This window comes from Phycicoccus sp. Soil748 (assembly GCF_001428025.1).
Classification (GTDB): domain Bacteria; phylum Actinomycetota; class Actinomycetes; order Actinomycetales; family Dermatophilaceae; genus Pedococcus.
In genome coordinates this window covers 304,512-328,777 of sequence record NZ_LMSC01000009.1, presented here as the reverse complement: position 1 = coordinate 328,777, position 24,266 = coordinate 304,512, and the positions used below count along the sequence as shown (strand labels likewise).

At 73.4% G+C, this 24,266-nt stretch carries 21 protein-coding genes; 11 read left to right on the top strand and 10 right to left on the bottom strand.

Translation table 11 applies throughout. The features are described 5' to 3' along the window. Nucleotides 1-72: 72 nt before the first annotated feature. The 3 genes from eccB to eccD form a co-directional block, all read right to left on the bottom strand. Nucleotides 73-1,413 (bottom strand): type VII secretion protein EccB, encoded by a 1,341-nt coding sequence (eccB, locus tag ASG70_RS15520; RefSeq protein ID WP_056884740.1) that lies wholly within the window; start codon nucleotides 1,411-1,413, stop codon nucleotides 73-75. 124 nt (nucleotides 1,414-1,537) lie between these two features. Continuing rightward, nucleotides 1,538-2,464, bottom strand: coding sequence for a hypothetical protein (locus ASG70_RS15515; protein ID WP_156400044.1), 927 nt, complete (start codon nucleotides 2,462-2,464; stop codon nucleotides 1,538-1,540). Between the two features lie 141 nt (nucleotides 2,465-2,605). Beyond that, nucleotides 2,606-3,952, bottom strand: coding sequence for a type VII secretion integral membrane protein EccD (gene eccD / locus ASG70_RS15510; RefSeq protein ID WP_162253924.1), 1,347 nt, complete (start codon nucleotides 3,950-3,952; stop codon nucleotides 2,606-2,608). A 219-nt stretch (nucleotides 3,953-4,171) separates the two neighbouring features. Between eccD and ASG70_RS19425 the strand changes: the two genes are divergently transcribed. The 8 genes from ASG70_RS19425 to ASG70_RS15475 all read left to right on the top strand — a co-directional run bounded on the left by ASG70_RS19425 (nucleotide 4,172) and on the right by ASG70_RS15475 (nucleotide 10,623). Further along, nucleotides 4,172-4,471 (top strand): WXG100 family type VII secretion target, encoded by a 300-nt coding sequence (locus ASG70_RS19425; RefSeq protein ID WP_156400043.1) that lies wholly within the window; start codon nucleotides 4,172-4,174, stop codon nucleotides 4,469-4,471. Between the two features lie 3 nt (nucleotides 4,472-4,474). Beyond that, the gene (locus ASG70_RS19420; RefSeq protein WP_156400042.1) at nucleotides 4,475-4,753 is read left to right on the top strand and encodes a WXG100 family type VII secretion target; all 279 of its coding nucleotides are present in this window, start codon (nucleotides 4,475-4,477) and stop codon (nucleotides 4,751-4,753) included. A gap of 153 nt (nucleotides 4,754-4,906) precedes the next feature. Continuing rightward, a complete protein-coding gene (locus tag ASG70_RS15500) occupies nucleotides 4,907-5,533 on the top strand; it encodes a hypothetical protein (protein ID WP_056884737.1) in 627 nt (208 codons plus the stop codon). A 28-nt stretch (nucleotides 5,534-5,561) separates the two neighbouring features. Beyond that, nucleotides 5,562-6,980: a S8 family serine peptidase gene (locus tag ASG70_RS15495; RefSeq protein WP_056884736.1), complete on the top strand. Its 1,419-nt coding sequence runs from the start codon at nucleotides 5,562-5,564 to the stop codon at nucleotides 6,978-6,980. Further along, on the top strand, nucleotides 6,980-8,449 hold the full coding sequence (locus ASG70_RS19415; protein ID WP_056884735.1) for a WXG100 family type VII secretion target: 1,470 nt from the start codon (nucleotides 6,980-6,982) through the stop codon (nucleotides 8,447-8,449). The genes ASG70_RS15495 and ASG70_RS19415 overlap by 1 nt, the downstream gene beginning before the upstream one ends. A 26-nt stretch (nucleotides 8,450-8,475) precedes the next feature. After that, a complete protein-coding gene (locus tag ASG70_RS15485) occupies nucleotides 8,476-9,417 on the top strand; it encodes a hypothetical protein (protein WP_056884734.1) in 942 nt (313 codons plus the stop codon). Next, nucleotides 9,414-10,160: a hypothetical protein gene (locus ASG70_RS15480; RefSeq protein ID WP_156400041.1), complete on the top strand. Its 747-nt coding sequence runs from the start codon at nucleotides 9,414-9,416 to the stop codon at nucleotides 10,158-10,160. Before ASG70_RS15485 ends, ASG70_RS15480 begins: the two co-directional genes overlap by 4 nt. A gap of 4 nt (nucleotides 10,161-10,164) precedes the next feature. Beyond that, nucleotides 10,165-10,623, top strand: coding sequence for a hypothetical protein (locus tag ASG70_RS15475; protein WP_156400040.1), 459 nt, complete (start codon nucleotides 10,165-10,167; stop codon nucleotides 10,621-10,623). A 34-nt stretch (nucleotides 10,624-10,657) separates the two neighbouring features. Here the strand turns inward: ASG70_RS15475 and ASG70_RS15470 are convergent, their stop codons facing one another. Both ASG70_RS15470 and ASG70_RS15465 read right to left on the bottom strand, forming a co-directional pair. Next, the gene (locus ASG70_RS15470) at nucleotides 10,658-11,410 is read right to left on the bottom strand and encodes a hypothetical protein (RefSeq protein ID WP_056884731.1); all 753 of its coding nucleotides are present in this window, start codon (nucleotides 11,408-11,410) and stop codon (nucleotides 10,658-10,660) included. A 7-nt stretch (nucleotides 11,411-11,417) separates the two neighbouring features. Beyond that, complete coding sequence (locus ASG70_RS15465; RefSeq protein WP_056884730.1) at nucleotides 11,418-12,953, bottom strand: hypothetical protein; 1,536 nt, start codon at nucleotides 12,951-12,953, stop codon at nucleotides 11,418-11,420. A gap of 267 nt (nucleotides 12,954-13,220) precedes the next feature. Between ASG70_RS15465 and eccCa the strand changes: the two genes are divergently transcribed. The 3 genes from eccCa (at nucleotide 13,221) to ASG70_RS15450 (ending at nucleotide 18,442) form a co-directional block, all read left to right on the top strand. Then, nucleotides 13,221-17,126, top strand: a complete 3,906-nt coding sequence (gene eccCa / locus ASG70_RS15460) for a type VII secretion protein EccCa (protein WP_369818927.1) — start codon at nucleotides 13,221-13,223, stop codon at nucleotides 17,124-17,126. 34 nt (nucleotides 17,127-17,160) lie between these two features. Further along, complete coding sequence (locus tag ASG70_RS15455) at nucleotides 17,161-17,922, top strand: 1-acyl-sn-glycerol-3-phosphate acyltransferase (protein WP_056884728.1); 762 nt, start codon at nucleotides 17,161-17,163, stop codon at nucleotides 17,920-17,922. Nucleotides 17,923-17,992: 70 nt separating this feature from the next. Further along, entirely contained in the window at nucleotides 17,993-18,442 is a 450-nt protein-coding gene (locus tag ASG70_RS15450; RefSeq protein WP_056884727.1) for a hypothetical protein, read from the top strand. A gap of 151 nt (nucleotides 18,443-18,593) precedes the next feature. On the opposite strand, the gene ASG70_RS15445 is transcribed toward ASG70_RS15450, so the two are convergent. The 5 genes from ASG70_RS15445 to ASG70_RS15425 all read right to left on the bottom strand — a co-directional run bounded on the left by ASG70_RS15445 (nucleotide 18,594) and on the right by ASG70_RS15425 (nucleotide 24,254). Continuing rightward, nucleotides 18,594-19,133, bottom strand: a complete 540-nt coding sequence (locus ASG70_RS15445; RefSeq protein ID WP_056884726.1) for an NUDIX hydrolase family protein — start codon at nucleotides 19,131-19,133, stop codon at nucleotides 18,594-18,596. A gap of 108 nt (nucleotides 19,134-19,241) precedes the next feature. Continuing rightward, on the bottom strand, nucleotides 19,242-20,597 hold the full coding sequence (locus ASG70_RS15440; protein WP_056884725.1) for an FAD-binding oxidoreductase: 1,356 nt from the start codon (nucleotides 20,595-20,597) through the stop codon (nucleotides 19,242-19,244). Next, complete coding sequence (locus ASG70_RS15435; RefSeq protein ID WP_056884724.1) at nucleotides 20,594-21,424, bottom strand: ECF transporter S component; 831 nt, start codon at nucleotides 21,422-21,424, stop codon at nucleotides 20,594-20,596. Before ASG70_RS15435 ends, ASG70_RS15440 begins: the two co-directional genes overlap by 4 nt. After that, the gene (locus ASG70_RS15430; protein WP_235531531.1) at nucleotides 21,421-23,172 is read right to left on the bottom strand and encodes an ABC transporter ATP-binding protein; all 1,752 of its coding nucleotides are present in this window, start codon (nucleotides 23,170-23,172) and stop codon (nucleotides 21,421-21,423) included. Before ASG70_RS15430 ends, ASG70_RS15435 begins: the two co-directional genes overlap by 4 nt. Beyond that, complete coding sequence (locus tag ASG70_RS15425; RefSeq protein ID WP_056884723.1) at nucleotides 23,169-24,254, bottom strand: energy-coupling factor transporter transmembrane component T; 1,086 nt, start codon at nucleotides 24,252-24,254, stop codon at nucleotides 23,169-23,171. Before ASG70_RS15425 ends, ASG70_RS15430 begins: the two co-directional genes overlap by 4 nt. Between the last annotated feature and the right edge of the window lie 12 nt (nucleotides 24,255-24,266).

The window sequence follows — 24,266 nt, the reverse complement described above, 5'->3', positions numbered from 1 at the left end:
CCGCGGCCAGCAGCGCGGAGGCGAGGCCGCTCGCGACTGCCCGTGCGAGCCGTGGGCAAGGGGTCGCGCGCGTCATTGGGTGCCGGTGGAGATGGCGCCCTGGGCCGCGGACACGCTGAGGGTGGGACCGGACCGGAAGAGGTCGACCCACGGCTGCGGCACGGGCACGACGTCCTTGGCGGAGTAGCCGAGCCGGCCGAGGACGTCGTCGCCGCCCTCGACGGTGTAGGCGGTGGCGGTCTGGTCGACGACCAGCACCGGCCCGCGGTTGATGATGTTGTCGCCGATGGCACGGACCAGCGCACCGGACCCGGCCGCCACCTCGGTGACGCGTCCGTCTCCGGGCTCGACCTTCGGCGCGGTGCTGAGCGCCGTCTGCGGGAGCGTGTTGGGCCCCGAGGTCAGCGTGGCGCAGGGGGCGGCGTCGAGCGCCTGCGGCAGCTGCTCGGGCCACTGCGACGGGACGATGGAGCGGTCGGTGGTCTTCAGCGCGGCGATCTCGGCGGGGGTGACCTGCAGGTCCGCGCCGAGCTTCTGCCCGGAGCCGATCTGGTAGAGCGCGTAGGCGAACGGCGAGAGCAGTGCCAGCTCGCCCGACTGGAGCACGACGTAGCGGCGCGGGGTGTCACCGCTGCCCTTGACCGCGAGCACGGAGCCGACGACGGCTCCGGGCGGGAGGCCGGGGAGGGCCTTGCCCGCGTCGGGGATCGTCAGCGGTCCGAGTGTGGGGCCCTGCGGGAACAGGCTCGTCCAGCTGGCCGGGGCCGGGATGGGGGTCGAGGCGTCGAGGCGCAGCTGGCGGAGCACCGAGGCCGTCGAGCCCGCCGCGACCGGGAGCCGGGACCGGCCGGTGACCACGAAGACACCGCCCGCCGTGGTCACCACGGTCGCGGAGTCGGTGGCCGGCGTGCTCTTCGCGCCCGGGTCGACGACGGTCCGGGTCGCCCCGTCCTGCGCCAGGCACGACACCCACCCGCTGCGCGTCAGCCGGGTCGGGGGCGTGAGCGAGTCCGGGGCCCCGAGGATGCCGATGGCCGCACCCCGGGGGGTCGTGGCGATCTTGTCGTCGTCCACGGTGACGACCTCGAACGAGCCGGCCGCGATGAGCAGGCGGGCGCTGGTGGTGTTGATGACGGGGTACAGCGTCTTCTTGATGGCGACGTACCGTGCGCCGCTCTTCTTCGCGATGACGAGGTGGTTGTCGTCCCAGCCGTTGGGCAGCGCTGGCTTGAGTGCCCCGGTCACCAGTCCGGCAACCGCGACCAGGACGGTCACCGCGATGCCGCCGACGATGGCCCGCAGCGGCCGTTGCGGCTCGACCTCACGCCCGCCCGGGGCGCCGGCGACGAAGGCGGTGGTCAGCCTTCGCCGGCTGAAGGCCTGGGCCTCGACCAGATCCTTCTTCGTGGCCACGCCCGGTTCCTGCCTTTCGCACTGGTTGGTCCGACCCGGGCCACCCTAGGGGTGTCTGCGGGCGCGGGGTCGAGGCGACCCGCCGAGGCGGCGGGCACCGATGGGTCGGTGGCGCAGGAGCCGCTCAGTGGCGGCGCGTGTACCCCGGTGCCACCCGTCGGCGGGCGCCGAGCAGGAGGGCCCCGGCGACCAGCAGGCCGCCCGCGTACGTCGTCAGGGTCGAGACGGGGGAGCCGGTCCGCGCGAGGGCCGGGCGGGCCACGGCCGCAGCCGACGGGACCGCAGCGTTCTGCTGCGTACGGGTGGCCACGAGGTCGGAGTAGTCCTGGTTGGCGCACTCGAGCGCACCGCAGTTGTCGCGGCTGCCGATGTTGCCCTCGACGGCGACCGGGCCGGTGCCGAGGGTGCCGGTGGGAGCGCTGCCGGTGGTGCCGCCACCGGAGTTGCCGGTGCCACCGCCGTGGTTGCCGTTGCCGTTGCCACCGTTGTTGCCGCCGGAGTTGCCACCACCGTTGCCATTACCCCCGCCGTTGCCGCCGCCCTGACCGGGGTCGGTGACGGTCGGCACGCTGCTGGTGGGGGGTGCAGGTGGTTCCGTGGGGTCGGTGCTCGGGTCATCGGTGGGGACGCTGGCGGTGGACGTCGGGGACTCCGTCTCCGACGGCGGGTCCGGGATCTCCGTGGGCAGGTCGACGCAGGCGCGGTGGCCGAGCAGGTTGCACAGCGGGTTGTCGCCGGGACCGTCCTCGGTGGTCGCCTCCGCCGTGGCGGCCGGCGACGAGCAGGCAGCGGGCGTGGCCGCGGCGTCGGCGCTGCCCTCGGTCGTGGCCGCGGCGGCTGCGACGGCCACAGCTCCCTCGAGCGAGGCGGCGTCGGCCGCCGCGGACGGCGCCGCCGTCGCCGTGGCGAGCACAGCGGCCGGAGCGATGGTCGTCGTCACGCACGGCGTGGCGGTGACGTCAGCCTGGGCCGACTGCTGGCCGACGAGCACGAGGCCGGAACCGGCAAGGACAGAAGCAACGAGCGCAAGCGTGCGCCGAGTGGTGTTCACGTGGGTCCCCCTGGACATGTCGTGCGTGGACTGGCCTACCCCTGGCCGCCCCCTGGCGAGCCGCGAGCGATTCTAGGGGAATTGCCATGGAGTGGCACATAAACCCCAAGAGTCGGGTTTCGGTGCCGGTGACCGCCTGTCTCAGAACACCTGCGCGGCCATCGCCGCCAGCGGCAGGACGGCCACGAGGCACACCCCGTCGACGGCGTCGGCCACCCGGCCGAGGCGCACCCTGGCGCGCGGAGCGATGAGGGCGAGTCCCACCACCACGGCTGCTGCCGCGGCCAGGGCCACGCCCATGAGCGGACGCCAGTCGGGGTGGGTCAGGGCCGCGCTCACGCCGACGACGGCGAGGCCGAGGATCCCGACCACCATGGCGATGAGGACCGTGGCCCGGGTCCGGCTGTGCCGCGTGCGCAGCAGAACCGCGCTGAAGCCCACCGCCCCGAGGACCGTGCCGACCCACCCGGTCGCGGCGACGAACGGTGCAGCCAGCAGGGCGACCAGCCCGGCTGACACCGAGAGGCCGAGCAGCAGGTCGTGGCCGGCCACCACCTGGCGTCGCACCGAGCGGCTGTCGACCGCCGGGGCGTCGGCGAAGATCTCGGACTCGGTCCGGGGCGGGTTGGTCGTGAGCCGGCTCGAGGACACCGAGAACCACGGGAAGAGGTTGCCGGCGATCACGGCCACTGCGAAGACGAACGCCGCGACACCGCCGACGGGCAGGTCCGCGAAGGCGACGAGGGCCCCCGACACGGCCATCACCAGACCGGTGATGGGGCCGACGGCGACGGCCGGCCGGTGCTCGCGCACCACCGCGAGCCCCAGGGCGCCGACCAGGGTCGTCGTCGCCCCCGCGAACAGCAGCGGCTTGGCCCACACGGTGCCGTCGGCGGGCACGGCGAAACCGGCCACCGCGGCGTACACGCAGGCGGTGATGGCCAGCGCGGCGCCGGACATCGGCTGGCGGCGGGCGTGCGAGAGGACCGCCGCGGCCACGACGAGGAGCACGGCGACCGCGCCGGCGACGCCGACGACGAGCAGCCCGGTCGTCCGAGCGGTGAACAGCGCCACGGCCCCCGCCGCGAACAGCGCGACGGAGGCACCGAGCGCGGTACGGGCGCTGTTCTCCGGCGTCCACGGGGCGAAGGAGGACTCGACCAGGTCGGCCACGGCCTCCACGACGTCGTCGTAGACCTTGAGCTCGACCGGGTCGCCGGCCGGCTCGAGGGCGAGGACGAAGCCGTCCTCGATGCCCTGGGCCGCGAGGCTGCGGTCCGGCTCCACGGGTATGCCGTCGTGGCGCACCAGCCGGAAGCCGCGGCTCGCGGTGGCGGGGTCGAGCTGGCCCAGCTCACGGGCCAGCTCGGGCACGAGCTCGGCGACGGGTATGCCGCCGGGCAGGCCGAGGTCGGCGCGTCGCGTCCCCGCCGTGACCGACAGGCGGATGAGCGAAGCGGTGCTGCTGCCAGTGCTGCCGGTGCTCACGGTCACAGGCCCCTCCCGGTGACGAAATGTCTCGAAGGCCCCGGTGGGGGCCGACACGCAGCATAGGGGGGAGTTCTCCCCATGTTGCGCCATCCCAAACGTTGCTAGTCTCTCAAATCGGACCTCGGGGGGACGTTCTTTCCAGGTCCGATCCCATGAGGTCACGAGTGGGAAAAGCGTGCCCCGACGGGGGGCCACAAGTGGAAGTTGGGAGGCACCATGCTTGCTGCTGGAGATGGCGTACTCAATAAAGGCGCCGGAATCGTCAGCGACTACAGGGGTCAGCTCGATGGTGAGCTGAAGTCCCTCGAAGGGCGTCTGCAGGGTCTGCAGAACCAGTGGAAGGGCCAGGGCGCCTCGTCGTTCCAGGCGACCTTCACCCGCTGGAAGGAGGACTCGCACAAGATCATCGCTGCGCTGTCCACGTTCGAGGAGAACCTGCGCCAGACGCAGAGCACCTTCACCGAGCGCGACGAGAACGCCGCGTCGGCCATGAAGAACAAGTACGGGGGTATGTGAGCCATGCTGGTTGACCACGGAGGGCTCAGCGCCGCTGCCGGCGACATCGCCCAGGGCGCGAGCAAGATCGAGAACAAGCTCAACGACATGGACCAGGCGCTCTCGCCGCTGAAGAGCGAGTGGGACGGTTCTGCGAAGGAGGCCTACACCCAGGCCAAGCAGAAGTGGACCCAGGCCATCACGGACATGAAGCTCGTGCTGGCGGAGATCGGCCAGGCCGTCGAGACGAGCAACGAGGACTACCGGGACGGCGACAAGAAGTCCGCCGGCCTCTTCCAGTAGGTCCAGTCGCCACGGTCGTGCCGGAGCCCGCATGCACGCGGGCTCCGGCACGTGCCGCGGCCACTGGCCCGACGCCACACCGACGGCACGCACCACGAGACTTGCCCGCGGGCCACAGGGGGCCCGCAGGACACGAGCAGGGGGAGAGACGACATGGCACTGCCTGACGAGGACCGGCAGCAGGTGCAGGGGTACCGCTTCACGAACGGCAAGCTCAAGGCCGACTTCGAGATCATCCGCACGCTGGCGCACAACCGTGGGGCCGTGTGGACCGACAAGGCGACCACCAGCCGCAGCAAGGTCGTGGGGACGACCCTGGACGCCTCGTCGTTCTCGGACATCCCGTCCTGCAAGGAGTTCGGCTCCGTCTACGCCGCGGCGAAGAAGATCTACGAGGAGACGCTCAAGGGCATCGAGCAGGACGTGAAGGACTACCAGGCCAAGCTCCTGCAGGTGGCCAAGCACCTCGAGGACAAGGACAACCAGGCCGGCGAGGTCTTCGCCGCCCTCGCCCAGCCGAACGCCGAGCCCGCCCTGCACAGCACCGACCGCAACACCAAGGCCAACGAGAGCCAGGAGGCGCGGGACGCCGAGCGGCTGCAGGCCCAGGCGACGAAGGAGGCCAACCAGGCCCCCACCACGCCCAGCGGGGCGGGTGCCGACGGCACCGACAACAGCGTCCCGCCGGCCAGCACCGACACCAGCGGCGACAACCTCGTCAACCCCGGTGGACCGCCGCCTGCTCCTGAGGGCGACAAGTCCTTCCAGGCCTCACGCTGACCGACGCCACGACCAGGAGGCACCACCCGTGACACCCACCCGCCGGATCGTGCGGCCCGCCCTGGCGGCGACCCTGGGCCTCGGCCTGCTCGTCGCGCCGCTGGTGGCGACGCCGGGGTCGGTGGCGGCGTCTCCCACCGCGCAGGCGGCCAACCCGACCCCGTGGTGGCCCGCCGCGATGGGGTTCGACGACCTGTCGAAGGCCGGCGCCACCGGGCAGGGCGTCACCGTCGCGGTGCTCGACGGCACGATCGACCCGAACGCCGCAGACATCAGGGGGCGGGTCGCCTCCATCGACACCCCCTGCAAGCAGAAGGCCACCGGTGCGAGCGCGGACGCCGACCACGCCACCCAGATCGCCCAGGTGATCGTCGGGACCGGTGCCTCCTCGGGCGGCACCGCCGGTGTGCGGGGTATCGCGCCGAAGGCCACCCTGCGCCACTACAGCCTGGGGGTCGGGGACCCCAACCGGTGCCAGCTCTCCGTCGACGAGGACGCCACGGAGGCGATCCTCCCGGCGATGAAGCAGGCGCTCGAGGACGGCGCGAAGGTCGTCAACCTGAGCTTCGGCGGCAGCGGCACCGACGACGACACCAAGCAGGCGGTGCTGATGGCGCAGCACGCCGGCGCCATCGTCGTCGCCGCCACCGGTGACGGGTCCCTCAGCTACCCGGCCGGCTACAACGGCGTGGTCGCCGTCAACGGCTGCGACCGGCGCGGTCAGCTCGATCCCCGCGGCGCCAACGACCACGCGTACGGCATCGCGTTCTGCGCCCCCGGCATGGGGCTCGTCGTCGGTCTCCACCGGGGTGGCACGTGGGTCGGTCAGGGAGCGCTCGTGGACGGCACCTCGTACGCCGCGCCGCTCGTCGCCGGCGGCCTGGCCGCGTACTGGTCCAAGTACCCCCGCGCGACCGCGAACCAGGTCCTCCAGGCGGCGCTGCGCCACCCGGGGATGCGCCAGGGGACGAGCACCAACGGGACCAAGGGCTGGATCTATGCCTACCGCCGGGTCGGCTCGGGGTTCCCGACCATCCAGGACGCCTCGAAGACCGGCTTCGGGTGGGGCATCTTCGACCCGGCGGACCTCGTGGGCGTCGACCCGACCACCTACCCGGACACCAACCCGCTGCTGCGCGCCGACCACCCGATCGGCCCGACCGCCGCGGAGGTCGCCGCGGGTGCACTGGGCGGCGACAAGGGCACGTCGACGACGACGAGCTCGCCCTCCGCCACCAGCACGGCGACGCCGAGCACCGTCGCCGCAGCACCGGGGCAGTCGGCACCGCAGGGTTCCGGGCAGGGTTCCGGGCAGGGTTCAGGGCTCCCCGCATGGGTGTGGGCCCTGGTCGCCGTGGTCGTCATCGCCGCCGCAGGTGGCGCACTAGCAGTCAGTCGCAGGGGTGCCGGGACGAGTCCGGCGACCACAACAGGGGAGGGAAGCTGATGGGCGCCAAGGAGTCCGAGCTCAGGAAGATCAACCAGGCGGCAGGCAACATCGAGGCCCAGGCGAAGGAGTGGGACCTGGCAGCCGACGACATCGACCGCCTGGTCGACAGCATCAAGACGACGAAGAACGACCTCTCGGTGGACTGGGAGGGCGAGGGGGCTTCGGCTGCCTACGCGGCCATGGACACCCTGGTGACCAACCTCAAGGACCACGCCAAGGCCCTGCGGGAGGTCAACACCGCCCTGACGTCGGCCAACACCGCGGTCCAGACGGCGCAGACCGCCCTGGCCACCCAGGTGGAGTCGGTCGACACCTCCCCGGACCGCCAGGCCTTCGTGCGGCAGGAGGGGCTCGACGGTTCCGGGCCCATCGGCAAGACCTTCGACCAGGACGCCTACGACGCCGCGGTCGCCGGCCAGGAGGCTGCTCGCGAGGCGGCCGCCGAGAAGGCCCTCCAGAAGCTCAAGGTGGACATGGCCGTCGCCACGCAGGCGCTGCCCGTCGACGCCAAGGACGACTACAACCGCGACCAGACGGCCCTGCCCCCGAGCGGGGGCGGCGGGGGCACTGGTGGTGGGGGTGGCGGCATCCCCTCGGGCGGTGGCACGTCCGGCACCGGGTACTCCGGCAGCAACAGCGGTCCCGTCCCGACCATCGGCACCACGGGCTTCTCGCCGACCGTCACCTGCACCGGCTACCAGCCCGTTGCGCAGGACCCGACGCTGCCGCAGATCATCCCCGACGACGGCACGACGGGGAGCAACGGCACCGTCGACTACGACTTCTCCACGAGCGTCGACGGCACGGTGACAGGCTCTGTCCCGTCCGGTGGCGTCAACGGCACCACCTCGGCCAGCGGCCTCGGCGGCCAGGGCGGCGTCGGCGGCGGCTCCGGCCTCGCGGGCACGGTGGGCGGCCTCGGCATGGTCGCCGGCGGTGCCGGCGTGGGCGGCGCCCTGCGCGGTGGTGTGGGCGGACTGTCCTCGGCCACGCGGGCTGCGGGCGGTGCCGCACGCGGCGCGCTCGGCGGCCTCGGTGGCACCTCGGCCGTGCCCGGCGGTTCGGGCGGCGGGGCTGGTGTCGCCGGCGGCGGAGCCGGTGGCCGTGGCGGTGGCATGGTCCCCGCCGGTGGTGGTGGCGCCTCCGGTGCCGGTGGCCGTGGCTCCTCGTCCCTGACGGGTGCCTCGGGATCGGGCAAGTACGGCGTGCCCAAGTTCGACGGCGCGCAGGGCGGCCGCGCAGGCTCCTCGGTCGTCGGCGGGGGCCAGGGCTCCGGCGCGGGTGGCCGTGGCTCGGGCGCCGGTGCCTCCGGGCGCGGCGGCCGGGGCGGCGCCGTCGGCTCAGGTGGGTCGGCGGGCCGTGGCGGCTCCTCGGAGGAGGAGAAGCAGGACCGCGAGTTCCTCACCCACGAGGACCAGGAGAACTGGTACGACGAGGCCGAGGCGAGCGACTCCGTCTGGGAGTAGGTCGACGAGAACGAGGGGGAGGAACCATGGCACCGAGGATCAAGGTCGAGATCGCCCAGATGGACCTCATCGGGCAGGTCTTCGACAGGCAGCAGACCCACATGCAGGGGGTCGGGCAGTTCGTCCGCGCCAACTGCGGGGCGCAGGGCGCCTTCACCGGCGTGCTCGGGCTGCTCGAGGGCCACTACCGGGGGGCGTACGACGCCGGCACGCGGGGCATGTCCAACGGCGCGACCATCGCCGGGGTCTGCTCGGAGAAGACGGCGGCCACGCGCAGCACCTTCGTGGCCCGGGACCAGGCCGCCTACGAGCGCATCGCCGCGAAGCAGGGCATCAACGCGCCGTACGAGGCCCCTCGCGGGGGCACCGTGCAGCCCGGGGCGCCGATCGGCGGCCCGGGGGCGGGTGGCAAGAGCAGTGGCCCGTTCGACTTCATGAAGCAGTTCAAGGACTGGGTGGGTCTCGGCGACAAGGTGACCCAGCCGTTGCACAGCAACGTCAAGAACCTCTGGAAGGTCAAGGACCGCGACCACGACCTGTCCGACATGACCGACCCCAAGTACTGGATCCAGCGCAAGATCACGCAGCGTTTCAACGACTGGAGCCACGGGATGGACGGCATGACGCCGACGGAGCGGGGCAACGAGCTGCGCCGCCGCCAGCGCGAGGCCTACGAGAACGGCCAGGACTGGTCCCGCGACCACGTCCCGGGGCGCGAGGACGACCGCGGCTCGCGCAGTCCCGCCGGCGGAGCCATGACCGACAAGGACGCCGGCCGGTTCAACACCGCGACGAAGGTGCTGCAGCTGCCGGGGGCGGTGGTCGGTGAGGGTGAGGGCCTGCACGACACCTGGGACCGGCTCCACGACATCGAGGACCAGCAGACGGCCGTGCGCCAGGCAGAGGCTGGACCCAAGAACGACGGCGCCATCAAGTGGGCCACCAAGGACAAGGGAGGCACGTGGTGAGCGTCGTCGAGAAGGTCGACCCGTCGTCGTTGATGTGCACGCCGACCGTGCCGACGGGTGACGACTTCGTCGAGGAGTTCGAGTCCAGCTGCGGCTTCCTGATCGGGCACCTGCTCGGGTTCTGCCGGTCCGCGTTCGACGTCGACCCGGTCTACGAGCTGGTCAAGCCGCTGTGCGGTGACTGGGGCCTGATGGGCAAGGCGCAGACCGGCTGGGGCATCGCCGGCAAGATGTGCACCGGCGTGGGCGAGAACTTCACCGCGCTGAGCACCAACACCCTCGACGTCTGGGAGGGAGAGGCGGCCGACGCGTTCCGGACCCAGATGGTCTCGCTGGGCAAGAACTACTCGACCTACTCCGAGGGCTGCGACCTCATCGGCGAGCTCACCGGCAGCCTCATCGAGGTGGCCAAGTCGGCGGCCCTCGGCATCGCGACGCTCATCTCGTTCCTCAGCGACATCCTGGAACGACTCGTGGTGGAGGCCTCCGTGCCGGTCGTGGGCTGGCTCGTCGGGGCTGCCGACATCGCCATCCACATCCGCAGCTTCTGGTCGAAGTTCGACCGCGCGATCACGCTGCTGCGCAAGGTGCTCGACGCGATCGAGAAGGCCGTCGACGCGATCTACGCCGTCATCAACATCATGCACGCCATCAAGGTCGCGCTCGCCACCATCGCGGGCAGCGCCGCCGCCATCAACGCCACGCACATGGACGGCGCGGCCAGGAACCAGTTCGGGGTGTGAGCAGGTGAGCGAAGCAGACCGCATGATCGCCCAGGTCAGGGCCATGCTCGGTGAGATCCAGAGCATCTCCGACGACATCCAGAAGGAGACCCGCGAGGCGATCAAGGAGCACCAGGACTACCTCAGCAAGGCGGAGGACAGCGACGAGGAGCGGGCCAAGAAGGCCCGGGCAGGGGAGCTGGGGCCGGACTGGCAGAAGATCCAGCGTCGCATCGACCTCGGGGAGACCTCGCCCGGCGCGGTCGCCCTCGCCGCCGACGACTCGACCGCCGCGCAGAACCTGCGCCGCACCGCGGCGGAGCACACGGACGCCATCGCCACCTACCAGCGCGAGCAGCTCGACAGCACCGACGACTCGGCGCAGGACCTGCAGGTCGCGTACGGCGCCGCGCAGGCCCACCTGCGGGAGATCCGCGAGCAGGTGGCCCGGATCCAGGCCCGCCCACTCCCGATCCTCGACTGACCGGCCGCCCGCAGCGACAGGTTCGGCGGCCGGCTCAGGCGCGACGGCGCCGGGTCGGCTTGTCGTCCATGGCCTCGAGCTGGCTGCGGCGCCGCGTCAGGGCCGAGACGCAGGCGGCCTCGGTGACCAGCACCGGCAGTGCCGCGAGGGCGGACCAGCGCCAGGCGTCGTCGCGGTGGTCGGCCGGGTCGTAGCCGAGCGGCTGGAGCATCGGCACCTGCAGCCCGGTGGGGTCGGTGGTCAGCAGGTATCGGTCGCCGACCGCGATCGTCGCGAACGAGTAGTCGTTCACGTTGCGCCGGCCGAGCGTCGACCACGCTGTCGTCCCGACACCGTGGTCGTCGCGCACCCGGACCCGGCTGGAGCCGTTGAAGAGCCGGTCCGACTGGGTGACGACGACCTCGCCACGGGTCTGGACCACCTCCGTGGTCCACAGCCGGAACCCGGCGTACTGGACGAGGAACGTCGCAAAGGGCACGAGGGCGAACACGGCGCACAGGGCCTTGAACGGCACCCTGGCGCTCACCTGCATCACCACGGCCCAGAACACGAGGGTCGCAGCGGCCGTGAGCAGGAGGTTGACCCGTCCCGGCACGGTGTTGCCATCGCCCACCCGGGGGTGCAGCGACCACCAGATGGCGGCGAAGAGTGTCGCGTGCGCAGCGAGGACCAGCAGCACCCGGCCCCAGAGCCGCATCCCCCGGTAGGACTTCTCGGCCGGGTCGACGGCGGGGGCGGCACCCGAGCTGGTGTCCGGGGTGGCGCGGGTGGGCTCCTGGCTGCTCATCGAGCCGTCACCCCGAGGTCATCCGGCGCATGGCCTCGAACCCGTCGGCGGCCAGGGCGGCGGCCGGAAGGCTGAGCACGACCGCGAGCCCCTGGAGCATGTCCGCCAGCCGCGAGAGGCGCGTCGAGTGCCAGCCCCGGGCCAGGGCGATGGCCGAGACGATGGCCACCACCCCGAGGACCACGGCGACGCCGACCACGCCGAAGCCGGGGCCGGCGCCCAGCCGCTGGCCCGCTGCATACGTGCCGAGCAGGGCGGAGAGGGCTGCTGCGGTGAGCAGGGCGAAGCGGGGGAGGCGGTCACGAACGGTCCGCGACTGGAACCCCAGTGCCGTCGTCACGGTGGCGCACAGGCCGACCGTGCCCCACGCCGACCAGGCGGAGCGGCCGGGCGTGGCCACGAGCACGGCCAGGCCGACGGGGGCCACCAGGCACGCCCACACGGTGCCGGCGGCGACCGCCTCGCGGGCGGCGAGGAAGACGCCGTCGATCTCGGTGGGGCGCAGGCGGCGGAACCGGCGGCGTCGCTGCTCGCGGGCGGTCCAGATGGTGGTGGACAGGCGCTCCACGTCGACGAGCTGCTCGTCGGGCACCTCGAAACCCATGGACGGCAGCAGCCGGGTCGCCGCCGGGACGAGTCCGGCCGCGACGGCGGCGACCGCGAACGCCGGCCAGCCCAGGACGATCCCGGCCACGCCGAGCGCCCCGAGCCCCGCGAGGGTGGTCAGGGCAGCGCGGGACGCCCGGTCCACGGGGCCGCCGGTGATGCGGGCGACGCCCGCGAGCGTGGTGGCGAGGGTGCAGGCCGCGATGACGGCGATGCGACCGGAGCTGGGGGACTGGGCCACCGGGAGGGCGAGCCCGGCCCCGAAGCCGAACACGGGGGCAACCAGCCGGGACAGGCGCGCCGCGGACGACTCGGCCGCGTCGGTCGCCAGGGCGAGGCCGGCGAGGAAGAGCGCGCCGGCGGTGACCGCGGCCAGCGCGACGTCGGGCGTGGTGTGGTCGCGGAAGGCGCCGGTGCCGAGGACGACGACCGCGACAGCGGCGAGCCCGGCGCCGGACCAGCGCAGGAGGGTGTCGGTGGAGACCGCGGCCGTGGTCGGGGTCGTCGTGGGGACCACCACGACCGTGCCGCCCGGCTCGACCGGCAGTGCCAGCTCGTCGCGGCGGCGGGTGACCTCGCTGAGCTCACGGCGGGCGATGGTCGCCTCGGACGGCGGGGTGTAGCGGCCGCCCTGGCCCTCGGGGGAGCGGGCGCCACCGGCCACGGCCGAGCGGTCGAGGTTGAGCACGTCGCGCGTCACCTCGTGCGTCGTCGCCCGGATGACCGTGAGCAGCGTGCCCTCGGGCACCGCGTCGCCGAGCACCTCGCCGAGGGCGATGACCCGACCTGCCGGGGTGGCCACGGCATACGGGCTGTTGCGGGGTGCGATGCCGAGGGCTGCCAGCAGGTCTCCGACCTGCGCGTTCGCCGGGGCGACGAGGTCGTATCGTCGGTCGTCGGCGAGCAGTGAGATGCGGTGCGACGACTCGTCGTTCACCTCGGTCCTCCCCTTCTGACGACGCTCCCCAGCGGACTCCCCGCGAACAATAGTGCCTGATTGTCCCGTGAGTACGCGCCTGCGCCCTTCGTCCCGGTCGGACACGGTACGTTGGGGCCCGCTGTGGACGGGAACCGGCCGACTTCGGGGGAGGCCGGCGACGCGGCGCGACGGGCTCGAACGCCGAGGAGGGCGCACACCACCATGTCAGTGACCTTGCGGAGGGGACCTCGCGAAGAGGCGCCCGAAGTACCTTCCGGCCGCATCGTGCTCCAGCCTCCGCCGGAGATCACCCCGAGCGAGGGCGCCGGCGGCCTGCTGCTCAACGCCGTGCCCATGCTCGGCAGCGTCGGCTCGATCGCCTTCGTCGCGCTCTCCCAGCCCGGCGTCAAGGGCTACATCGCCGGCGGCATGTTCCTCATCGCGTCCCTCGGGTTCGTGGGCGTCAACGGCTACCGGCAGCGCCAGCAGCACGCCGCAGGGATCAGCGAGGCGCGGCGGGAGTACCTGGCCTACCTCGGCGAGGTGCGCCAGACCGTCCGCGAGGCGGCCAACCGCCAGCGCGCCGCCGCGCTGTGGAACAACCCCTCGCCGGACGCCCTGGCGGCCCTCTGCGAGGAGCGCACCCGCGTCTGGGAGCGCTCGGCGAGCGACGACGACTTCCTGCGGGTCCGGTTCGGCCGCACCAACCAGCCGCTGTGCATCACCCTCGAGGCCCCCGACACCCCGCCCATGGCGCAGCTCGACCCCGTGGCCGCCTCGGCGCTGCACCGCCTCATGTCCACCCACCGGGTGCAGCCGGACCTGCCGGCCTCGGTCTCCCTGTCCTACTTCTCCCGCCTCGAGGTGACCGGCGACGCCGAGCCCGCGCGGTCCCTGGCACGCGCCATCGTGACCGCCGCGGCGGCCCAGCACGCCCCCGACCAGCTCCAGGTGGCCGTGGTCTCGGCGAGCGACTCGCTGCCGGAGTGGGAGTGGGTCAAGTGGCTGCCCCACGCCCACAGCCAGCGCGAGCGCGACGGCGTCGGCCCCGCGCGCATGGTCGCCACCTCCCTGGCCGACCTCGAGCCGATGCTGCCCGCCGACCTCGTCGAGCGCCCGCGCTTCGGACGCGCCGACCAGCGGACCCTGCCCCACGTGCTCCTCGTCGTCGACGGCGGCGAGGTCCCCCCGGGCAACGCCATCGTCACCGACGAGGGCGTCATGGGCATCACCGTCCTCCACCTCCCCGAGCGGTGGGACGAGCTCAGCCACGAGGGCCGCATGCGCCTGGCCCTCGGCCAGCCGCAACGCTCCGGTCCCTACGAGGGCCGCGTCCCGATGCAGATCATCACCCTGACCACCGAGCCGGCCCAGGGCTTCGCCGACACCCTCTCGATCGTGCAGGCGGAGGCGGCCGCGCGACGGCTCGCCCCCCTGTATGCCGGCGCGGAGCCGGAGCGCCGCGACGCCATGACGAGCTCGACCGAGCTCGTCGACCTCCTCGGGCTCGGCGACGTCCGCGACTACGACCCGGAAGCGGCGTGGCGCCCGCGCCTGCAGCGAGACCGCCTGCGCGTGCCCATCGGTCTCGGCGCTCAGGGGCAGGTCGTCTCGCTCGACATCAAGGAGTCCGCCCAGCAGGGCATGGGTCCGCACGGGCTGGTGATCGGCGCCACCGGCTCCGGCAAGTCCGAGGTGCTGCGCACCCTCGTGCTCGCGCTCGCGATGACCCACTCGTCCGAGGCGCTCAACTTCGTCCTCGTCGACTTCAAGGGTGGTGCGACCTTCGCGGGCATGGCCGACATGCCGCACGTGTCGGCGGTCATCACCAACCTCGGCCAGGAGCTCAGCCTCGTCGACCGCATGCAGGACGCCCTGCACGGTGAGATGGTGCGCCGCCAGGAGCTGCTGCGCTCGGCCGGCAACTTCGCCAACGTCACCGACTACGAGAAGGCGCGCCTCGCCGGCGCCGACCTCGAGCCACTGCCCGCGCTGGTCATCGTCGCCGACGAGTTCAGCGAGCTGCTCAACGCACGGCCCGAGTTCGTCGAGCTGTTCGTGGCCATCGGCCGGCTCGGCCGGTCGCTGTCGATGCACCTGCTGCTCGCCTCGCAGCGGCTGGAGGAGGGGCGCCTGCGCGGCCTGGAGTCGCACCTGTCCTACCGCCTCGGCCTGCGCACCTTCTCGGCCGCCGAGTCCCGCACCGTCATCGGGGTGCCGGACGCCTACGAGCTGCCGGCCGTCCCCGGCCTCGGCTACCTCAAGCCCGACCAGACCACGCTCATCAAGTTCAAGGCCGCCTACGTCTCCGGGCCGCCGCCGGCTCGTCGCCGCATCGCCAGCGACCGCACCAGCGCGACCAACGACATCGTGCCCTTCTCCGCGGCCCCGGTCCTGCGCCTCAACGACACCCCCGAGCCCCAGGTCGTGGACGCCGGGCCGCGCGAGGAGCGGGCGACGTTCGACATCGCCGTGTCCAAGATGCGCGGCAAGGGTCGCCCGGCCCACCAGGTCTGGCTGCCCCCGCTCGACGTGCCGGACGCGCTCGACACGCTGATGGGCGACCTCGCGCCGGACCCCGAGCTCGGCCTCGTGTCGCGCCGCTGGCGGGACGCCGGCTCGCTCGTCGTGCCGATCGGCATCGTCGACCGGCCGCTCGAGCAGCGCCGCGACACCCTCAGCGTCGGCCTCGGCGGAGCGGCCGGGCACGTCGCGATCGTCGGCGGCCCGCGCAGCGGCAAGAGCACGCTGGCCCGCACCCTGGTCACCTCGCTCGCCCTCACGACCACCCCGCTCGAGACCCAGTTCTACGTCCTGGACTTCGGTGGTGGCACGTTCTCGCCGATGGTCAAGCTCGCGCACGTCGCGGGTGTCGCCAGCCGCAACGAGCCCGACGTCGTGCGCCGCACGCTCGCCGAGCTGCGCGGGATCGTCGACAAGCGCGAGGCCTACTTCCGTGCGGAGGGGATCGACTCGATCGAGACCTACCGGCGCCGCCGCGCCGAGGGGCGTGCCGACGACGGGTACGGCGACGTGTTCCTCGTCGTCGACGGCTGGCCGACCATCCGCGCCGAGTTCGACGAGCTGGAGATGCAGATCCAGGAACTCGCGGGACGCGGCCTGACGTTCGGCCTGCACCTCGTGGCCACCACCAACCGCTGGATGGACTTCCGCAGTGCCGTCAAGGACGTCTTCGGCACCCGGCTGGAGCTGCGCCTCGGCGACCCGAGCGACTCCGAGATCGACCGCAAGGTCGCCGCCAACGTGCCCAAGGGACGCCCCGGCCGAGGCATCGAGGCGACCCGGCACCACTTCCTGTCCGCCATCCCGCGCATCGACGGCAGCGGCGACGTCGGCAGCCTCGGCTCCGGTGTCGACGACATGGTCGACCGGGTCAACGCCGCCTGGCAGGGCCCGTCCGGTCCCAAGCTGCGGCTGCTGCCCGACGAGATCCGCATCGACCGGGTCCGGGAGATGGCAGGTCCGGGCGACCGCCGGATCCTGCTCGGCATCGACGAGAGCAACCTCGCGCCCATCGGCCTCGACGTCGTGGAGGAGCCGCACCTCTACCTCTTCGGTGACAGCGACTCGGGCAAGACCGGCATGCTGCGCACGGTCGCCCACGAAATCATGCGCCTCTACACGCCGGAGCAGGCCCAGATCTTCGCCGTCGACTACCGGCGGTCCCTGCTCGGGGAGATCCCGGACGAGTACCTGCGGGACTACTTCACCACCGAGGAGCAGGCGACCCAGAACATCGCCGAGCTCGCGACCTACCTGCGCAGCCGTCTGCCGGGGCCGGACGTGACGCCCGAGCAGCTGCGCAACCGGTCGTGGTGGACCGGCGCCGAGGTGTTCGTCCTCGTCGACGACTACGACCTCGTGGTCACGTCGGCGGGCAGCCCGCTCGCGGCCCTCGTCCCGCTGCTCGCGCAGGCCGGCGACGTGGGACTGCACCTCGTTCTCACCCGGCGTTCCGGTGGTGCGTCGCGGGCGTCGTACGAGCAGGTCATGCAGACCCTTCGTGACCTCGCGACCCCCGGCATCCTGCTCTCGGGCAGCCCCGACGAGGGCCCGCTCATCGGCAACATCAAGGCCGTCCCGGCGGTCCCCGGCCGCGGCCGCCTCGTGTCGCGCGAGACCGGCAACAACGTCGTCCAGCTGGCCTGGACGCCGTCGCGCCACGGGTGACGGGTTCCCTGCGCCCGACCCCTAGGCTGGGCGCATGGAACCCGTCTACCGCACCGTGATCGGCGCCGCCCGCGGGCTCTTCGCCGCGCAGGGGCTCAAGATCCGGATCAACGGCCTCGAGAACGTCCCGCGGCACGGTGGCGGCGTCATGGCGATCAACCACACCGGCTACTTCGACTTCACCTACGCCGGGCTGGTGGGGGTCGAGGTCGGACGCCTCGTGCGGTTCATGGCCAAGAAGTCGATCTGGTCCAACCCGGTGGCCGGACCCCTGATGACGGGGATGAAGCACATCCCCGTCGACCGTGAGGCCGGCACCGAGTCGTTCGCCACGGCGCTGTCGGCCCTGCGTCGCGGCGAGCTCGTGGGCGTGTTCCCCGAGGCGACCATCTCGCGGTCCTTCGAGCTCAAGGCGTTCAAGTCAGGGGCTGCGCGGATGGCCCAGGAGGCCGGGGTGCCGTTGCTGCCGACGACGATCTGGGGCTCGCAGCGGGTGTGGACCAAGGGCCAGCCCAAGCGCATGGGGCGGCACGGGTTCCCCCTGTTCATCACGGTCGGCGCCCCCATCACCGTGGGCGCGGACGAGGACCCCGCCGCGGCGACGGAGCGGATGAAGGCGGCCATGCAGGCGCAGCTGGACGCCGACCAGGCTGCGTACCCGGCGTGGCCCGAGGCCGAGAAGCACCTCCTGCCGGCGCGGCTCGGCGGCACCGCCCCGACCATCGAGGAGGCCGACGAGCTCGACCGCATCGACCGCGCCAAGCGCGTCCGCAGCCAGCGTCGCCCGGCGCGATGAGCCCCCGCGCGGCCTCGCTGCGCACCTCCTAGGGTGAGTCGGGCAATACCGACACCAAGGGGGAAACGCCATGAACCGACTGACGACCGCTGCCGCCGGGGTGACCATCGTCGCGGCACTCGCGGCCTGCGCAGGAGGCTCCACCGGCTCGTCCGACGCGACGGTGCAGGCCAGCCGACCCGCGTCGAGCAGCGCCGCGAGCCCGTCAAGCTCGAGCTCCAGCAGCGCGGCGGGCGAGGCCGCGAAGCTGCCCGACGGGTTCCCGCTGCCGGACGGCGCGCAGCAGCAGGGTGCCGCCACCTCCAGCGACACGCTCACGCTTGCCGACTACACCGTGCCGGACGGCAAGAAGGCCTACGACGGCCTCGTCACCGGCCTCCCGGGTGCGGGCTGGACCATCAGTGCCAAGTCGTGGAGCGACAGCCTGGGTTCGGGCACCATCACCGCGTCCGGCAACGGCACGGACGTCAAGCTGCTCGTCCTCGACCAGGACCTCAGCCTCAGCATCAAGAAGAGCTGACCCGCCCGGTCACCGCCGCGGCGCGACTCGGCGCCACCACTACTGGCACGACGCCACGCGTGGTGGCGATCCGGTCCTCTGCGCCACCACTACTGGCGGGACGCCAGCTCTGGTGGCCGAGGACGAGCCCGTGCGCCGACGGCCGTCCCGGTCAGACGGGGTGGCCGAGGTGCGCCAGCGCCTGGCGCAGCAGGACGCCGTGCCCGTTGTCCATCTCGGCCAGCAGGCCGGGGGCCATGGCCTCCTGGGGCGTGAGCCAGGCCAGGTCGAGGGCGTCCTGCTGCGGGCGGCAGTCACCCTGCACGGGCACGACGAACGCCAGGGACACCGCGTGCTGGCGCGGGTCGTGGAACGGCGTGACCCCCGGGGTGGGGAAGTACTCGGCGACGGTGAACGGCTGGGGGCTGGCGGGGAGCTGGGGCAGCGCCATCGGGCCGAGGTCCTTCTCCAGGTGCCGCACCAGGGCGTCCCGCACCCGCTCGTGGTACAGCACCCGGCCCGAGACGAGCTCGCGGTTCATCTGGCCGTCCTCGGAGGCGCGCAACAGCAGGCCGACCGCGGTGAGGACGCCCCGGTCGTCGACGCGCACCGGCACGGCGTCGACGTAGAGGATCGGCACGCGCTGCCGGGCGGCGTCGAGCTCCTCGTGGGACAGCCAGGACTCACTGCGGTCGAGTTCGAGGGGGCTCATGTCCTCGTTTCTACCAGTCCGGTGGGGTGCAGCGGGTCGCCGCCCCGCCCTGTCGAGACGCCCCGCCCCTGTCGACCCGCCTGACGGGACGACGGCGCGGGCGGCCCGTCAGGACCAGTACACGCGTCCGGGGTTGAGGATGCCGCGGGGGTCGAAGAGCGCCTTCACCGCGCGCTGCCGCTCGAGGGAGGCGGCGCCCACCTCGTCGGGAAGCCAGCGGGACTTGAGCGAACCCACCCCGTGCTCGCCGGTGATGGTGCCGCCCATCGAGAGCGTGACCGCGACGAGCTCCCCGAAGGCCTCCTCCGCGCGGTGGCGGCTGGCCTCGTCGGCGGGGTCGTAGAAGAAGGACGGGTGCAGGTTGCCGTCGCCGCCGTGCCCCGACATCGAGATCTCGACGCCGGTGCGCGCTGAGATCTCGTGGCCCGCGGCGATGAGCTCGGTGAGCCGGCGCACCGGGACGCAGACGTCCTCGATGAAGTGGGTGCCCTTGGCGACGAGCCCGTGGTGCAGGGCGCGCCGTCCTGCGAGGAGGGCGTCGCTCTCCTGCGCGTCGTCGGCGACGGCGACCTCGGTGGCGCCCGCCGCCTCGAGCAGCGTGGCGTAGCGGGCGATGTCCTCGGTGGTGTGCCCGGGCCGGTCTGCCTGGACGATGAGGACGGCCGCGCAGTCGCCCGGGAAGCCGAAGTCGGACACCGACTGCACGGCCGCGATGGACACGTCGTCGAGGAGCTCGAGGAGGCTCGGCCGGTGCCGCTCGCGTCGCAGGGCGACGATCGCGTCGCTGGCCGAGGACAGGGTGCCGAACGTCGCGAGTGCCGTGAGGGCCGGGTCCGGGGCGGGCACGAGCTTCACCACGACCTCGGTGACCACGCCCAGCGTGCCCTCCGAGCCCACGAACAGCCCGGTGAGGTCCAGGCCCGCCACGCCCTTGGCGGTCCGGCGCCCGGTACGGATCACCTCACCGCCGGCGAGGACGACCTCGAGGCCGCGCACGTAGTCGGCGGTGACGCCGTACTTGACACAGCACAGGCCACCGGCGTTGGTGGCGACGTTGCCGCCGATGGTGCAGAACGCCGACGAGGCGGGGTCCGGCGGGTAGAACAGCCCCTCGGCAGCGGCCGCCGCCTTGAGGTCGGCGTTGAGCACCCCCGGCTGGACCACGGCGGTGCCCTCGACGGGGTCGAGGTCGGTCACCGCGGTGAGGCCGGCCAGGCTGAGCACGATGCCGCCGCTCAGGGCGACCGATCCGCCGGCGAGGCCGCTGCGCGCGCCCTGCGGCACGACCGGTGTGCCGGTGGCCTGGGCGTGGGTGAGGACCTCGACCACGTCGGCGAGGTCGCGGGCACGGACCACCTCGAAGGCGTCCGGCGCCGTCGCCCCCACCGACTCGTCGACGGCGTAGGTCGCCTTGACGTCGGGGTCGGTGACGGTTCGGTCCAGCAGCGAGGGTGGCAGGGTCACGCAGACAGCGTATGCCGCGGTGCCGGCTCGGGCTCGAAGGTCACCTCCGCGTCGAACGCGGCCCTGCGTGACGCCCGGCGCAGGGTCGCGAGCACGGCGCGGCCCGTGACGGCGATGAGCACGACGTTGGTGACGGCCCGCCCGAGGTCCCACCAGGCCGACGTGGCGAGGGAGAACAGGGCGAAGCGGCGCAGGTTGTCCCACGGGGCGGCGCCCGCCACGAACGACAGGTGGCTGCCGAGCCCGGTCGAGAACGGCCAGAACGAGAAGTTGAGGGCCACGCCGTACAGCAGGCCGGCCAGGGCGCCGTACACGGCGAGGAGCGGCACCTCCCACCGGTCACGCACCCGCGGAAGCAGCCCGGCTCCGAGGCCCACCCAGGAGGCGCCGAGCATCTGGTAGGGCAGCCATGGTCCGACACCCCCTGTGACGAGGGCGGAGGCGAACAGGGTCGTCGAGCCGAGGACGAAGCCGAAGCCCGGGCCGAAGACGCGGCCGCCGAGCACGAGCAGGAAGAAGACGGTCTCGAGTCCGGCCGTCCCGGCGCCGAGGGGCCGCAGGGCCGCGCCGACGGCCGACAGGACCCCCAGCATCGCCACGGCCTTGACGTCGAGGCCGCCCTCGCTGATCTCGAAGAGCACGACCGCGAGCAGGAGGGGCAGCAGGAGCGCGAAGAGGAGGGGAGCATCGGCGCTGTGGCCCAGGCGGGAGTCGGCGCCGGCGAACAAGGGCCACAGGAACGCCATCACCCCGGCCACCGAGACGAGCACGAGGGCGATGGTCGACCGCGGGCGCAGGGCGACGGCACCCAGGCGTGAGGAGCTCATCGGCCACCGCCGGCGGTCACGGACGGCTCGGGCCGGGCCGCGGCGAGGGCGTGGTCCACCTCGGCGACGGTGAGCAGGCGCAGGGGTGCGAGCACCTTGGCCACCTGGGGGGCGAAGGCGGGGGAGTCGCACAGCACGTCACGGGCGGCGCCGTCGGCGACCACCCGGCCGCCGGCCATGACGACGACCCGGTCGGCGACCCCCGCGGCGAACTCGACGTCGTGGGTCGCCACCAGCACCGCAGACCCGTCCGCGACGAGCTGGCGCAGCAGGCGCGCCAGGGCGTCCTTGGCGGGGTAGTCCAGGCCACGGGTGGGCTCGTCCAGCAGGAGGACCCCCGGGGCGGCGGTGAGCTGGACGGCGACCACGAGCGCGAGGCGCTGGCCCTCGGACAGGTCCCGGGGGTGGCGGTCGCCGGGCACGCCCGGGGCCAGGCGGTCAAGGTGGCTGCGTGCCGTGCCCTCGGCCGCGCCGGCCTCCTGGTCGGCCTGGCGGCACTCCGCCTCGACGGTGGGCAGGTAGAGCAGGTCGCCGGCGCTCTGGGGCACCAGCCCGACGTGGCGGCGGCGCTGGGCCGGGGACTCCCGGGCCGGGTCGACGGTGACAGGGGCGACGCTGACAGGGGCGACGGTGACAGGGGTGACGGTGACAGGGTGTGGCCCCGCGCTCCCAGACCCTGCGCGGCACGACCGGACCTCGACGGACCCGTCGCTGCGGGTCCCGGTGCCGTGCAGGGCCCACAGGAGCGAGGACTTCCCGGAGCCGTTGCGTCCCATGAGGGCGACCACCTCGCCGTCGGTCAGCGCGAGGTCGACACCGTCGACGGCGGTCACGTCGCCGTGGCGCACGGTGACGCCCGAGCCTTCGAGCAGGACGTCCTGCGCGGGGGCGCGGCCGTGCGCCCCGTCCGGCACGGGCACGGTCTCCAAGGTGGTGCGCAGGTCGTGGGCGGCACGCCGCGCGTCACGGACGGTGAGGGGCAGGGGGTCCCAGCCGACCCGGCGGCCGAGGTGGACGACCGCAGGCGCGAGGGGCGAGGCGGCCAGCACCGACGCGGGGTCGCCGTTGGTCACCGTGCCGTCGTCGTGCACGAGCAGCACGTGGTCGGCGAGGCCGACGATGCGTTCGAGCCGGTGCTCGGACACCACGACGGTGAGGCCGAGGTCGTGAACCAGGCGCGAGAGCGTGGCGAGCACCTCTTCCGCGCCGGCGGGGTCCAGGGCGGAGGTGGGCTCGTCGAGGACCAGGACGCGGGGGCCGGCGGTGAGCACCGAACCGATGGCCACGCGCTGCTGCTGGCCCCCCGAGAGGTCGGACAGCGGGGCGTCGCGCAGGTCGGCGATCCCCAGCACGTCGAGCACCTCCTCGACCCGGCGCCGCATCGCCGGCGGGTCCACCGCGAGCTGCTCCAGGGTGTAGGCCAGCTCCTCCTCGACGGTGTCGGTGACGAAGCCGGCCAGCGGGTCCTGCCGGACCACGCCCACGACGTCGGCGAGGTCACGGGGACGGTGGGTGCGGGTGTCCAGGCCGGCGACGGTGACCCGTCCCGAGAGGTGGCCGCCCGTGAAGTGGGGGACCGTGCCGTTGACGGCGCCCAGCAGCGTGGACTTCCCCGCCCCGGTGCGCCCGGCGACCACCGCGAGCTCGCCCTCCTCGACCACGAACGACGCCGCGCGCAGGGCGGGAGCCGGGCTGTCGGCGTACCGGATGGTCACCCCGTCGAAGACCACGGCCGCGTGCGGGCTCACCGCTGCCCCCGGACGGGGGGAGTGGGCGCGGCGAACGCCGGGAGCGCGGCGACGAGCAGGCCCACGACGGCGAGCGGGGGCAGCGCGGGAGGGGCGAGGGGGCCCAGCGGCAGCACGACGGCGGACGGCTCACGGTGCGCGACGACCAGCATGGCGGCCGCGGCGAGGACGCCGGAGCCGGCGACGACCCACTCGGGCCCGGCCCACGGGTCGGGGCGGTAGGAGGTGCGCCGGACGGCCCGGCCGCCGACCGTGAGCCCACCGCCGCAGAGCAGGAGGCCGACGGCCAGCACGGGCAGGCCGACCAGCGGGGGTGTCGTCGCGTCGAGCAGCCCGTAGGTGCCGACCGCGGCCCCGAGCAGCCCGGTCAGGGTCAGTGCCCCGGTGAGGCGCCGTGCCGACGCGGCCTGCTCGGGGCGGCGGCCGTACCCGCGCGAGTCCATGGCCGAGGCCAGCAGGAGCGACCGGTCGAGGGTGTCCTGCAGGACGGGCAGCGCCACTCGGCCCACGGAGCGCAGGCCCTTGCCGCCCTCACCGCGCAGGACGCGGGCCCGGCGGACCCGTTGCACGCTGTCGGCCAGCTGCGGCGCCACGGTGACCGAGATGACGACGGCGGTGCCGATCTCGTGCAGCGCTCCGGGCAGGGCGCGCAGCAGGCGCTTGGGGTTGGCCAGCGCGTTGGCCGCCCCGATGCAGGCGATGAGCGAGGCGAGGCGCAGGCCCTCGACCGCCGCGGCGAGCAGGCCCTCGAGGTAGAGCGGGCCGAGCAGGGTGATGCCCGGCAGGTCGATGCTGGGCAGCGAGTAGAGGCGCGTCTGGCCGACTTTGTAGCCGACCAGCACATGCAGCACGACCCGCAGCACGACGATCCAGGCCCCGAGGAAGAGGTAGAGCCGGAAGGCTCGTGCCCACGGCGAGGAGCCGCGCCGGGCCGCGACGACCAGTGCCGCCACGCTCACCGCGAGGAGCAGCAGCAGCGGGTTGGTCGTGCCCGAGCAGGCCACCGCCAGCCCCACTGCCCACACCCACCACGCCACCGGGTGGAGGTGGCGTGGCAGGGCGCGGGGCAGGAGGGAGGCCATGGACGGACGGCG